At 65.0% G+C, this 13,315-nt stretch carries 10 protein-coding genes; 9 read left to right on the plus strand and 1 reads right to left on the minus strand.

Annotated elements, in window-relative coordinates:
- Positions 1–5 precede the first annotated feature (5 nt).
- The 6 genes from hflC to HDG37_RS15230 all read left to right on the plus strand — a co-directional run bounded on the left by hflC (position 6) and on the right by HDG37_RS15230 (position 6,805).
- Positions 6–911, plus strand: a complete 906-nt coding sequence (hflC, locus tag HDG37_RS15205; protein ID WP_184048945.1) for a protease modulator HflC — start codon at positions 6–8, stop codon at positions 909–911.
- 43 nt (positions 912–954) lie between these two features.
- The gene (locus tag HDG37_RS15210) at positions 955–1,146 is read left to right on the plus strand and encodes a DUF2065 domain-containing protein (RefSeq protein WP_090800720.1); all 192 of its coding nucleotides are present in this window, start codon (positions 955–957) and stop codon (positions 1,144–1,146) included.
- A gap of 217 nt (positions 1,147–1,363) precedes the next feature.
- Entirely contained in the window at positions 1,364–2,515 is a 1,152-nt protein-coding gene (locus tag HDG37_RS15215; RefSeq protein WP_184048948.1) for an ATP phosphoribosyltransferase regulatory subunit, read from the plus strand.
- Positions 2,516–2,718: 203 nt separating this feature from the next.
- Complete coding sequence (locus HDG37_RS15220; RefSeq protein WP_184048951.1) at positions 2,719–4,065, plus strand: adenylosuccinate synthase; 1,347 nt, start codon at positions 2,719–2,721, stop codon at positions 4,063–4,065.
- A gap of 18 nt (positions 4,066–4,083) precedes the next feature.
- Complete coding sequence (locus HDG37_RS15225; protein ID WP_184048954.1) at positions 4,084–4,656, plus strand: phosphoribosyltransferase; 573 nt, start codon at positions 4,084–4,086, stop codon at positions 4,654–4,656.
- A 262-nt stretch (positions 4,657–4,918) separates the two neighbouring features.
- On the plus strand, positions 4,919–6,805 hold the full coding sequence (locus tag HDG37_RS15230; RefSeq protein WP_184048956.1) for a potassium transporter Kup: 1,887 nt from the start codon (positions 4,919–4,921) through the stop codon (positions 6,803–6,805).
- A gap of 149 nt (positions 6,806–6,954) precedes the next feature.
- On the opposite strand, the gene HDG37_RS15235 is transcribed toward HDG37_RS15230, so the two are convergent.
- Positions 6,955–9,309, minus strand: a complete 2,355-nt coding sequence (locus HDG37_RS15235; RefSeq protein ID WP_184048958.1) for a Tex family protein — start codon at positions 9,307–9,309, stop codon at positions 6,955–6,957.
- A gap of 319 nt (positions 9,310–9,628) precedes the next feature.
- Here HDG37_RS15235 and HDG37_RS15240 point away from each other — a divergent pair, with 319 nt between their 5' ends.
- The 3 genes from HDG37_RS15240 to HDG37_RS15250 all read left to right on the plus strand — a co-directional run bounded on the left by HDG37_RS15240 (position 9,629) and on the right by HDG37_RS15250 (position 13,271).
- Positions 9,629–10,576 (plus strand): hypothetical protein, encoded by a 948-nt coding sequence (locus HDG37_RS15240; protein ID WP_311541377.1) that lies wholly within the window; start codon positions 9,629–9,631, stop codon positions 10,574–10,576.
- A 148-nt stretch (positions 10,577–10,724) separates the two neighbouring features.
- Positions 10,725–10,943, plus strand: a complete 219-nt coding sequence (locus HDG37_RS15245; protein ID WP_184048962.1) for a DUF465 domain-containing protein — start codon at positions 10,725–10,727, stop codon at positions 10,941–10,943.
- Positions 10,944–11,006: 63 nt separating this feature from the next.
- Positions 11,007–13,271, plus strand: coding sequence for an ATP-dependent DNA helicase (locus tag HDG37_RS15250; RefSeq protein WP_184048964.1), 2,265 nt, complete (start codon positions 11,007–11,009; stop codon positions 13,269–13,271).
- The last annotated feature ends 44 nt before the right edge of the window (positions 13,272–13,315 follow it).

A 13,315-nucleotide genomic window follows, 5' to 3' on the forward strand; every position in this document is an offset into this window, starting at 1 on the left:
AGAATATGAACCGAATCATTGCGCTCGTCGTCGCGGTCGTCATCGTGCTGTTCGCGGCATCGTCGATGGTGTTCGTCGTCGATCAACGGCATATGGCTGTGTTGTCCGCGCGCGGCGACGCGACGCCCACGCTGCTCGGCCCGGGGCTGCACGTGAAGCTGCCGCCGCCGCTGCAAACGGTCGCGTTCGTCGACAATCGCATCCAGTCGCTCGACGCACCCGACGAAGATCATTACGTCACGTCCGACAAAGCCGATCTGCTGGTCAACCCGGTGATCAAGTTCCGCGTGACCGATCCGCTGAAGCTGATCGCCGAAACGAAGGGTGATCCGCAGAGTCTGCCCGACCGGCTCGCGCTGCTGTCGCGCGGCGCGCTCGGCGACGCGTTCGGCAAGTTCACGCTGTCCGATGCGCTCGCCAAACAACCGGCGATCGCCGAACAGGCTCGCGGTGCGATGGACAAGGGCGCGGCATCGCTCGGCGTATCGGTCGTGGATGTGCAACTCACGCGCGTCGATTTCCCGGCAGCGGTGGCCGACTCGGTATTCAAGCGCATGATCGCCGCGCGCAAGCAGGTCGCGGCGGACGAGCGAGCGAAGGGCGCCGCCGAAGCGAACCAGATCCGCGCGGACGCGCTCGCGAAGCAGCAGGCGGTGCTCGCCGACGGCCTCGCGCAGGCGCAGGGCATTCGCGGCGAAGGCGATGCAAAGGCCGCGGAGATCGCTGCCGAAGCGTTCGGCAAGGATCCGCAGTTCTACCAGTTTTATCAAAGCATGCAGGCGTACCGGAAGACCTTCAAGCCGGGCGACCTGATCGTGGTCGACTCCAGTAGCGAGTTCTTCCGCTTCATGCGTAGCCCGACCCGCGGCGTCGCCCCGGACGCTTCCGCGCCTGCTGCGCGCAAACGCTGATTACCGAAGGCCGCGGCATCCGCATCGCGGCCGCTTCACTCGCATGGACATAGCTGGTTCGTTATTGCTCGCGATCGCGCTGATGCTGATTATCGAGGGGATGTTTCCGTTCGTTTTTCCAACCGCCTGGCGCGACACGTTCCGTAAAATAGCGGAACGACCGCCGCATCAGATTCGTGTCGGAGGGCTCATCGTGATGTTGCTCGGGCTGGTTCTACTGTTCATCGCGACCTGAAGCCGGCTTGCTCGTCTGACGAACGCCGCGTGTTGCGGCGTGTTTTGCCGGCCCGAGCAAAACGCCTACTGACCTGTCACGCCGCCGCGCGTCGCGCGCGTGCCGCGAAACGCCGCCCGAGCGTCTGTGTCAGCCGCCAGAATCAAGCCGCTATACGTCATTCACACTCATCATCGGCGCTGCAAGACGCCGTGTTCAACGCCGTAGGACTGTATCGATGTCGACCTGGTTGCTTCCTGAGAATATCGCCGACGTGCTGCCGTCGGAGGCCCGCAAGATCGAAGAATTGCGGCGTCATTTGCTGGACCGTTTCCGCTCGTACGGCTACGAGATGGTGATGCCGCCGCTGCTCGAATACCTCGAGTCGCTGCTGACGGGCGGTGGGCACGATCTGAATCTGCGCACCTTCAAGCTCGTCGATCAGCTGTCGGGCCGCACGCTCGGTCTGCGCGCCGACATCACGCCGCAGGTCGCGCGCATCGACGCGCATCTGCTGAACCGCCAGGGCGTCACGCGTCTTTGCTATGCGGGCAACGTCGCGCATACGCGCCCGCGCGGCCTGCATGCGACGCGTGAGCAGATCCAGATCGGTGCGGAAATCTACGGCCACGCGGGGCTCGAAGCGGACCTCGAAATCCAGCAGCTGATGCTCGACGCGCTGCGTCTCGCCGGCCTCGCGAAGGTGCGTCTGGACCTGTGTCACGCGGGCGTGCTGGCGGCGCTGATCGAAGCCGAGCCGGCCGCCGAGGAACTCGGCCAGGCGCTCTACGACGCGCTGGCCGGCAAGGACGTGCCGCGCCTCGTCGAGATGACCGCGCAATTCTCGCCGGTGATTCGCGATGCGCTGCGCGCGCTGCCGACGCTGTACGGCGACGCGTCGGTGCTCGAAGAGGCCCGCGCGCGTCTGCCGAATTCACCGGCGATCGCCCGCGCGCTCGACGACCTCGCGTTCCTCGCGAGCCAGGTCGACGGCGCCGAAGTGATGATCGACCTCGCCGATCTGCGCGGCTACGCGTACCACAGCGGCGTGATGTTCTCCGCTTACGTGGACGGCGTGCCGAACGCGGTCGCGCGCGGCGGCCGTTACGACCACGTCGGTCAGGCCTATGGCCGCGCTCGCGCGGCAACCGGCTTTTCGCTGGATCTGCGCGAAGTCGCGCGGATCTCGCCGGTCGAAGCGCGCAGCAGCGCGATCCTCGCGCCGTGGCGGCACGACGAAGCGTTGCGCGTGGCGGTCGCGGCATTGCGCGATGGCGGTGAAGTGGTAATCCAGGCGCTGCCTGGCCACAAGCACGATCTCGATGAATTCGCGTTCGACCGGGTGCTGGTCGAGCGCAATGGCGCATGGGTGGTTGAACCGCGCGCTTGAGCCGCGCGTTCCGATCTACGCTGCCGGGGCCCCATCCCCCGACGTTCGCCCGAGGGCGGCGCAACCACCGCCCGAATCGCGCGCGGCCGCGCATCCCTCCCGATACTCAACATAACGTGCATACCGTTGAGCGGAAACGGAAAAATTCCGGAAGCTTCCGCGAACCTAGGTAAAATACGTTTTTAACCAGCTTACGAAACAACATGTCTGCCAGCGCAGTGAATGTGAACCCCGGGCGCAACGTCGTCGTCGTGGGTACCCAATGGGGTGATGAGGGCAAGGGCAAGATCGTCGACTGGCTGACGGACCACGCTCAGGGCGTCGTTCGCTTCCAGGGCGGTCACAATGCCGGTCACACGCTTATCATCGGCGGCAAGAAAACCATCTTGCGTCTGATTCCGTCCGGCATCATGCATCCCGGCGTCGCGTGCTACATCGGCAATGGCGTCGTGTTGTCGCCGGAAGCGCTGTTCAAGGAAATCGGCGAACTCGAAGCCGCCGGCATCGACGTCCAGAAGCGCCTGTTCATTTCCGAAGCCACCACGCTGATCCTGCCGTACCACATCGCGATCGACCAGGGCCGCGAAGCGCGCCGCGGCGCGAGCAAGATCGGCACGACCGGCCGCGGCATCGGCCCGGCCTACGAAGACAAGGTCGCGCGCCGCGGCCTGCGCGTGCAGGACCTGTTCGACGCGCCAGCCTTCGCCGAGCGTTTGCGCGAAAACCTCGACTATCACAACTTCGTGCTCACGCAGTACCTCGGCGCTGCCGCGGTCGACTTCCAGCAAACGCTCGACACGATGCTGAGCTATGCCGACCGACTGAAGCCGATGGTCACCGACGTGTCGCGCCGTCTCTACGACGTCAACGCGAACGGCGGCAACCTGCTGTTCGAAGGCGCGCAGGGCACGCTGCTCGACATCGACCATGGCACCTATCCGTTCGTCACCTCGAGCAACTGCGTCGCGGGCGCCGCGACGGCGGGCGCGGGCGTCGGTCCGCAGAAGCTCAACTACATCGTCGGCATCACGAAGGCGTACTGCACGCGTGTCGGTTCGGGCCCGTTCCCGAGCGAACTGTACGATGCAGACAATGCCTCGCGCCAGGACCCGATCGGCCTCGAACTCGCCACCGTCGGCAAGGAATTCGGCTCGGTCACCGGCCGTCCGCGCCGCACCGGCTGGCTCGACGTCTCCGCGCTGCGTCGCTCGATCCAGATCAACGGCGTGACGGGGCTGTGCATGACCAAACTCGACGTGCTCGACGGTCTCGACGAAGTGAAGCTGTGCGTCGGCTACACGATCGACGGCCACAACGTCGATCTGCTGCCGCGCGGCGCGACCGAAGTCGCGCGCTGCGTACCGGTCTACGAAACCTTTGCGGGATGGAAGGAAAGCACGGTCGGCATCAAGGAGTGGGACAAGCTGCCCGCCAACGCGCGTGCGTACCTGACGCGCGTGCAGGAAGTCGCGGACATTCCGATCGACATGGTCTCCACCGGTCCGGACCGCGACGAAACGATTCTGCTGCGTCATCCGTTCAAGGTCTAAGCGATGCAAGGTGTACCCATGATCGCGATGAAAGATCCGCGCAACGACGACAAGAACCTGTGGGTCGGCTGGGACGAATATCACCGGTTGATCGAGATGCTCGCACTTGCCGTGCACGAATCGGGCTGGAAGTTCGACAAGATCCTGTGCCTCGCGCGCGGCGGTCTGCGCGTCGGCGACCAGCTGTCGCGTATCTACGATCTGCCGTTGGCGATTCTGGCAACGAGCTCTTATCGCGAGGCAGCGGGCACGCAGCAGGGCGAACTCGACATCGCGCAATACATCACGATGACGCGCGGCGAACTGCACGGTAACGTGCTGCTCGTCGACGACCTCGTCGATTCGGGCGTCACGCTCGCGCGCGTGCAGCAGCATCTGAAGGAACGCTATCCGGCCATCACCGCGGTGCGCTCGGCCGTGCTGTGGTACAAGGGCTGCTCGAAGGTGAAGCCCGATTACCACGTGCAGTATCTGCCGACCAACCCGTGGATTCATCAGCCGTTCGAGGAGTGGGACACGGTGCGTCCGCATAACCTCGGCGCGTGGATCAAGCGCGGCATCGCCCAGGCCGATGAGGCGTCGGACAATTGACGCGAAGCCGCGCGCCTCACGCTTTGTCGCATCGGATCTCGTGCGTCATCGCGGTGTCACAAAACGGAGCCCAGTCGGGCTCCGTTTTTTTATGCGTCACGCGCGGCGCCAGGACGTCCGCACCGCGACAGGCGCGTCCATATCGCAGTGCTACACTGCGCGGACATCCACGTGGCGTATCCACAACAAGCCGGGCGGTACCGGATGGGCAGTTTAAAATAGCGGTCGTTTTTTCCGCCCCGGAACGGATTTCCTCGCGTCCATGACAGATAACAATCACGTACACAAACAGCCACTGCCTTCCCTTGCGATTGCCGCGATCGGAGTGGTGTTCGGCGACATCGGTACGAGCCCGTTGTACGCGCTGAAGGAAGCCTTCAGTCCGTCGCACGGCATCCCGTTGACCGATCAGTCGATCCTTGGCGTTATTTCGCTGCTGTTCTGGGCAATCGTGATCGTGGTCGGCGTCAAGTACGTGCTGTTCGTAATGCGCGCCGACAACAACGGCGAGGGCGGCGTCCTCGCGCTGATGGCGCTGGCGATGCGCTCGGTCGATCAGAAATCGAAAATGGCCGGCCTTCTGATGATGCTCGGCATCTTCGGCGCCTGCATGTTTTACGGCGACGCGGTGATCACGCCGGCAATCTCGGTGATCTCGGCGGTCGAAGGTCTCGAAATCGCCGCGCCGCATCTGGCGCATCTGGTGATTCCGCTGACCGTCGTGATCCTGATCGTGCTGTTCTGGATCCAGCGGCACGGCACGGCCACGGTCGGCCGTCTGTTCGGGCCGATCATGACGCTTTGGTTCCTCGTGCTCGCCGTGCTCGGCCTGTGGCACATCATGCAGTCGCCGAATGTGATCCAGGCGCTCAATCCCTACTACGCGTACACGTTCATGGCCGCGCACGTGCTGCAGGCCTACGTGGTGCTCGGCTCGGTCGTGCTGGTGCTGACCGGCGCGGAGGCGCTGTACGCGGACATGGGCCACTTCGGCGCGCAGCCGATCCGCATGGCGTGGTACGTGCTCGTGATGCCTTCGCTCGTGCTGAACTACTTTGGCCAGGGCGCGTTGCTGATGCACGACCCAAAGGCGATCGAAAATCCGTTCTTCCTGCTCGCGCCGGACTGGGCGTTGTTGCCGCTCGTCGTGCTGTCGACGGTCGCGACGGTGATCGCGTCGCAGGCGGTGATTTCGGGCGCGTACTCGCTGACGAGCCAGGCGATCCAGCTCGGCTACGTGCCACGCATGAAGGTCCTGCACACGTCCGAACTCGCGATCGGGCAGATCTATGTGCCGGTCGTGAACTGGATGCTGCTGTTCATCATCCTGTGCATCGTGATCGCGTTCAAGAGTTCCGACAATCTGGCGGCCGCGTACGGTATCGCGGTGACGGCAACGATGGTGATCACGACGATCCTTGCCTGCGTCGTGATGGTGAACGTGTGGAACTGGAACAAACTGCTGGTTGGGCTCATCATCGGCGTGTTCATGGTGGTCGACCTGGGCTTTTTCGGCGCGAACCTGCTGAAGGTCGAAGAGGGCGGCTGGTTGCCGCTGTGCATCGGCGGCCTGCTGTTCTTCCTGCTGATGACGTGGTTCAAGGGCAGGATGATCGTGAAGGAACGCACGGCCGCCGACGGTATTCCGCTGATGCCGTTCCTGCAAGGCCTGCTCGCGCATCCGCCGCATCGGGTGTCGGGCACCGCGATCTATCTGACCGGCAGCGATTCGCTGGTGCCGGTGAGTCTGCTGCACAATCTGAAACACAACAAGGTGCTGCACGAGCGCACGATCTTTCTGACTTTCGTCACGCGCGACATTCCGTACGTGAAGGACGCCGATCGCGTGACCGTGAAGGACATGAACGGTGGCCTGTGGCTGGTGAAGGCAGCCTACGGCTTTAACGAAACGCCCGACGTGAAGGCGGTGCTGCTCGACGTCGGCCGCACGCACGACATGACCTTCGAATTGATGGACACGTCATTCTTCCTCGCGCGCGAAACGGTGGTGCCGACGCAATTGCCGGGCATGTCGGTATGGCGCGAGCGTGTGTTCGCGTGGATGCATCAGAACGCCGCGAAGCCGACCGACTTCTTCAGCATCCCGGCTAACCGGGTCGTGGAACTGGGAACGAAGATCGAGATTTGACGGCTCGCGCGTGACGTGCGGGAGCGCAAACAAAAAGCCCACGCAATGCGTGGGCTTTTTGTTCAGGCGCGCGTGCAAGCGGTTGAGCGCGCGACGCGGTCATGTCACGGACCGGAGCGCGTGCGACGACGGGCTCCGGTCCGTGACGCTCACTTCTGCTTGAGCTTTGCAAACGCAGCCGCCATCGCGCCGCCCGGCTCCGGTTCGCGCGAGCGTTGCGGCGCGCCGCGTCCCGCTCCGCCGCGATTGAAGCTGCCGCCCGAGCCACCGCGATCCTGCTGCGCACCGCCGCCGCTGCGCGCGGCCGCTGCGCCGGGTTCGTCGTCGAGCCGCATCGTCAGTGCGATACGCTGGCGCTTCACGTCGACTTCGAGCACCTTGACCTTGACGATCTGACCGGCTTTCACGACCTCATGCGGGTCCTTCACGAACTTCGTCGATATCGCCGACACGTGCACGAGGCCATCCTGATGCACACCGACGTCGATGAACGCGCCGAACGCCGCGACGTTCGTCACGACGCCTTCGAGCACCATGCCCGGGATCAGATCGCTGACCTTCTCGACACCTTCGCGGAACGTCGCGGTCTTGAACTCGGGACGCGGATCGCGGCCCGGCTTCTCGAGTTCGACCAGGATGTCGCGCACGGTTGGAAGACCGAAACGCTCGTCGACGAATTCGGTGGGTGACAGTCCGCGTAACGCGTCGCGATTGCCGAGCACTTCGCCGACCTGCTTACTGATCCTCGCGAGGATGCGCTGGACGACCGGATACGCTTCCGGGTGCACCGACGAACGGTCGAGCGGATTCTCGCCGTTATTGATGCGCAGGAAGCCGGCAGCCTGCTCGAAGGTCTTGTCGCCGAGACGCGGCACCTTGCGTAGATGCTCGCGCGACGGGAACGGCCCGTTCGCATCGCGATAGTCGACGATGTTGCGCGCGAGCGTTGCGTTTAAGCCCGACACCCGCGCGAGCAGCGCGACCGACGCGGTGTTCGCATCGACGCCGACCGCATTCACGCAGTCTTCGACGACCGCGTCGAGCGAGCGCGCGAGTTCGCGCTGGTTCACGTCGTGCTGATACTGGCCGACGCCGATCGCCTTCGGCTCGATCTTCACGAGCTCGGCGAGCGGGTCCTGCAGACGTCGCGCGATCGACACGGCGCCGCGCAGCGACACGTCCATGGCGGGGAATTCCTTCGCGGCAAGCTCGGACGCCGAGTACACCGACGCGCCGGCTTCGGACACGACGATCTTCTGCAGCTTCAGCTCCGGGTGACGCGCGATCAGCTCGCTCGCGAGCTTGTCCGTCTCACGCGACGCGGTGCCGTTGCCGATGCTGATCAGTTCGGCCTGCGTTTGCGCGGCGATTCGCGCGAGCTTCGCGAGCGAGCCGTCCCAGTCGCGGCGCGGCTCGTGCGGGTAGATCGTGTCGGTCGCGAGCACCTTGCCGGTGCGGTCGACCGCCGCCACCTTCACGCCGGTGCGCAAGCCCGGATCCAGACCGATCACGGCCTTCGGACCAGCCGGCGCCGCGAGCAGCAGGTCCTTCAGATTGCGCGCGAACACGCGGATCGCTTCGTGTTCGGCTTCGTCGCGCAGATTGGTCAGCAGCTCGTTTTCGAGGTGCGGCTGCACCTTCACGCGCCAGCACCAGCGGCACACGTCGGAGAGCCACTTGTCGGCGGGGCGGTTCTGATTGGCGATGCCGAAGTGCCGCGCGATCAGCGCTTCGCCCGGGTGCGGCACCTGCGCGTCGAGCTCTTCGCCGAGGCCGAGCTTGATCATCAGCACGCCGGCATTGCGGCCGCGGAACAGTGCGAGCGCGCGATGCGACGGCACCGTGCGAATCGTTTCGGTGTAGTCGTAGTAGTCGCGGAATTTCTCTTCTTCCGCCGTTTCCTTGCCTTCCACGACCTTCGATGACACCACGCCCTGGTTGAACAGATAGTCGCGCAGCTTGCCGAGCAGCTCGGCGGTCTCGCCGAACTGTTCGGAAAGGATGTCGCGCGCGCCGTCGAGCGCGGCCTTCACATCGGCGACGCCTTTGTCCGCGTCCACGTACGCCGCGGCTTCGGCTTGCGGATCGAGCAGCGGATTGCCGAGCAGCGCGTCGGCGAGCGGCTGCAAGCCGGCTTCGCGCGCGATCTGCGCGCGCGTGCGGCGCTTCGGTTTGTATGGCAGATAGAGGTCTTCGAGCACCTGTTTGCTGTCGGCGCCTTCGATCGCGCCGCGCAGCTCGTCGGTGAGCTTGCCCTGTTCGTCGATGCTCGCGATGATCGCCGCGCGCCGGTCTTCCAGCTCGCGCAAATAGACTAGCCGTTCCTCGAGATTGCGCAGTTGCGTGTCGTCGAGATTGTCGGTCACTTCCTTGCGATAACGGGCAATGAACGGTACGGTCGCGCCTTCGTCGAGAAGTTCCACTGCGGCCGCGACCTGGCGCGGCTGGACGGACAGTTCGGTGGCGATGCGCTGGACGATCTTGAGTGCTACGGTTTCCGTCATAAGGTCTTGGTGTTCCTGCGGACTCAGTGATGGGCCGCGCGCGGGCGGCAAATCGGGACAGGCCGGGCGTGCGCCGCGACCAGGTTGCTAGAGCGGGGCATTTTGCCATAAATGCCAAAGGGCTCAACCGTGGGGTGTTAGAATTTCGGGCATGTTCCGTTGACCCTCTACGACGTTGCCAATCTCCTTGTCCCTCAACCGCCTGGTCTCTTCGCTGGCGTCAGGTTCACTGCCGGGTTCACTGCCGGGTTCGTCTCAATTGCCGCTGGTTTCTTTGCGCTCGTTCGGTCGGTCGGCTTTAACGGCTGCCGCGTCGTGCGTGATCGCCGCAGCGCTCGTCGTGCCGGTGTCGGCCGCGGCGCAAAGCGCGACGCCGGCGCAAGGTACGGCGCCCGTCGCGGGCTCGGGCCCGCAAGCCGCCGCAACCGCCGACGGCCCTCAAAGCGCAAGTGACGTAGCCGTGCTGGACAAGTCGTTCGACGAGCGGCAACAGGTGCTCAATCAGCGCACCGACGACAACAACTATCAGTTCGCTGTCGCGCAACACAACTGCTACAGCCGCTTCTTCGTCAATCACTGTCTGAACCGCGCGCGCGACGCGATGCGCAGCGTGCAGGCGGACATCCGCAAGGAACAGCTCGCGCTCGACGCCGAGCAGCGTGCGCAGCGCGCCCGTGAACGCGACGAACGCACCGCGTTGCGGCGCGCGCAAAACGAGGCGGAAGCGCCGCAACGTGCCGCCGAAGACGCGCGCAACGAGCAGGCGTATCAGGAAAAGCAGCGTCAGCACGCGCTCGACCAGGCGCAGCACAACGCCGAGGCGCCGCAGCGCGAAGCCAATGCGCAGGCCTACGCGGAGAAGCAACGTCAGCACGCGCTCGATCAGGCGCAGCGCAACGCCGCGGCACCGCAGCACGAAGCCAACGCGCAGGCCTACGAGGAGAAGCAGCGCCAGCACGCGCTCGATCAGGCGCAGCGTGGCGTCACGCCTGCGCAGGCGGCGGCCAATCAGAAGGCCTACGACCAGAAGCAGAGCGACTACCAGCGCAAGCTCGAGGAAGCGCGTCGGCAGGGTGCGCAAAAGGCCGCGGAGCGCCAGCAGAAACAGGAGACTTTCGAGCGGAAGCAGGCCGAGGCCGCGCAGCACAAGCTCGATGTCGAAGCACGTCAAAAGCAGGCCGCCGAGAAGGCCGGGCAGAAGCGTCAGGACGAGCTGAAGCAGCAACAGCTCGAAGAGCAGCAAAAGCAGCAACAAGAGCAACAGTAAGCGTGCTGTAGTGGCTGTATCGTAGAGTAAGCCGTGGCGGTCGTGGCCAGGGCCGCCGTAGTCGCCGTAATGCGTTTTGAGGCGGACAGCAACCTCAGGCATCGGACCGCGCGCACGCGGTTCGTGCCGCCGACCAGAGGAGGCGAGCATGCGCGATCGTCATCACGTCATCGACGCAAACACACTTCGCGACCGCATTCTGCAACTGGAATCGGAGCATAGTGGACTCGACCGGTTGATCGACCGAATATCGGATGAACCCGGCATCGACGGCTTCGAGTTGCAGCGCCTGAAAAAGCGCAAACTTAAAGTCAAGGACACCATCATCTTGCTGCAATTGCAGCTCGAACCGGACGCGCGCGCCTGAGTTCGTGGCCTGGCAGGCGCCGGGCGCGCAGCGCGCGAGCCGGACTTAGCAGGAACGCTTGCCTTGAATTCATCGCATGACACTTCATCCCGGGCCGCGCCGGACAACGCATCTGCTTCGGGCACGCCCGCGCCGCGCGCGGCAGCACCGGTGCCAGGTGTGTCGTTGAATCGGCGCCGCGCGAGCGAGCTCGACGACATCTTCGCCGACAACGGTCTGCTCGCACGGCAGATCGACGGTTATCGGCCGCGTGCGTCGCAGATCGAGATGGCGCGCGCGGTTGCCGCGGCGATGGAGGCGTCGGGCCGCGCGATGCCCGAGCCCGCGATGTTCGAGACGCAGAAGCGCCCGGCGCGGCGCCTGCAGCAGACCGGCGCTGAAGCCGTCTCTGAGTCGACGGGGAGCAACGCGCAAGCCGATGGCGTCGACGGTGGTGAGAATACGCTGATCGTAGAGGCGGGTACCGGCACCGGCAAGACCTATGCGTACCTCGTGCCGGCCATGCTGTGGGGCGGCAAGGTGATCGTCTCGACCGGCACCAAGCATCTGCAGGATCAGCTGTTCCAGCGCGACATTCCGACCGTGCGCGACGCGCTCGCGGTGCCGGTGTCGGTCGCGATGCTGAAGGGCCGCGCGAACTACCTGTGCCATTACTACCTGCAACGCACCGCGGACAACGGCCGTCTGCCGTCGCGCCAGGAGACCTCGTATCTGCAGGACATCGTGCGCTTCGCGAAGCTCACGCGCACCGGCGACAAGGCCGAACTCGCGAGCGTGCCGGAAACGGCGCAGGTGTGGTCGATGGTCACGTCGACGCGCGACAACTGTCTCGGCCAGGAGTGTCCCCACTACAAGGACTGCTTCGTGATGCAGGCGCGCCGCGAAGCGCAGCAGGCCGATATCGTGGTGGTCAACCACCATCTGTTTTTCGCCGACATCATGCTGCGCGATACCGGCATGGCGGAGCTGCTGCCGACTGCGAATACGGTCGTCTTCGACGAAGCGCACCAGCTGCCCGAAACCGCGACGCTGTTTTTCGGCGAGACGCTATCGACCGCGCAGTTTCTCGAACTCGCACGCGATTCGGTGGCCGAGGGCCTCGGTCACGCACGCGATGCGATCGATTGGGTCAAGCTCGGCGCGACGCTCGAGCGCGCCGCGCGCGACGTGCGGCTCGCGTTCAAGGAAGACTCGGTGCGTCTGTCGATCGGCCAGCTGCCCGACGATCACCCGCTGTTTGCCGCGCTCGAGACGCTCGAGGCCGAGCTCGACGCGTTGGCCTCGGCGTTGGCGGGCCAGGCCGAGCGAGCCGAATCGCTCGGCGCGTGTTTGCGTCGCGCGCGCGAGTTGCAGGACGTGCTGAGCGGCTGGACCACGCCACCCACGAGTGCAGAACGCGACGCGGTTGCGACCCGCGAGGGTGGCGCCAGCGCGGAGCGCGCCGATCCGAATGAAAAGGTGCGCTGGATCGAGGTGTTCTCGCACACGGTGCAGCTGCACGAAACGCCGTTGTCGGTCGCGCCGATTTTCGCGAAGCAGCGCGCCGGCGTACCGCGCGCGTGGATCTTCACATCGGCGACGCTGTCGGTGCGCGGCGACTTCACGCACTATGCGGCGCAGATGGGCTTGAACTCGAAGCGCTCGATGACATTGCCGAGCCCATTCGACTATCCATCGCAAGGGCTTCTGTACGTACCGCGCAATCTGCCACAGCCGTCATCGCCGATGTTCACCGACGCCGTGTTCGATGCCGCATTGCCCGCGATCGAAGCCTCGGGCGGCGGCGTCTTCATGCTGTGCACGACGCTGCGCGCAGTGGATCGTATCTCGGCGAAGCTGCGCGACGCGATCGAGTCGCGCGGCTGGGACTATCCGCTGCTCGTGCAGGGCGATGCGAGCCGCACCGAACTGCTCGACCGCTTTCGCGCCTACGGCAATGCGATCCTGGTCGGCAGTCAGAGCTTCTGGGAAGGGGTGGACGTGCGCGGCGACGCGCTGTCGCTGGTCGTGATCGACAAGCTGCCGTTCGCGCCGCCGGACGATCCCGTGCTGGCCGCGCGGCTCGACGCACTGACGAAGAAGGGCTTGAGCCCGTTCGCCGTGCATCAGCTGCCGCAGGCCGTCATCACGCTGAAGCAGGGCGCCGGCCGGCTGATTCGCGCGGAGACCGATCGTGGCGTGCTGATGATCTGCGATACACGTCTCGTCGATAAACCTTATGGCCGCCGCATCTGGCAGAGTCTGCCGCCGTTCAAGCGCACCCGCGAGATCGACGTGGTGCGTGAGTTCTTTGAGGAGAGCGCTGGGCCAGCGGCGCCGGTTCGATAGGGGATGTGTTCCACACATGCGACGAGCTCCGCAGCGCAAAGCGG

Source organism: Paraburkholderia sp. MM5384-R2 (assembly GCF_014201025.1).
In the GTDB taxonomy this organism is placed as follows: domain Bacteria; phylum Pseudomonadota; class Gammaproteobacteria; order Burkholderiales; family Burkholderiaceae; genus Paraburkholderia; species Paraburkholderia tuberum.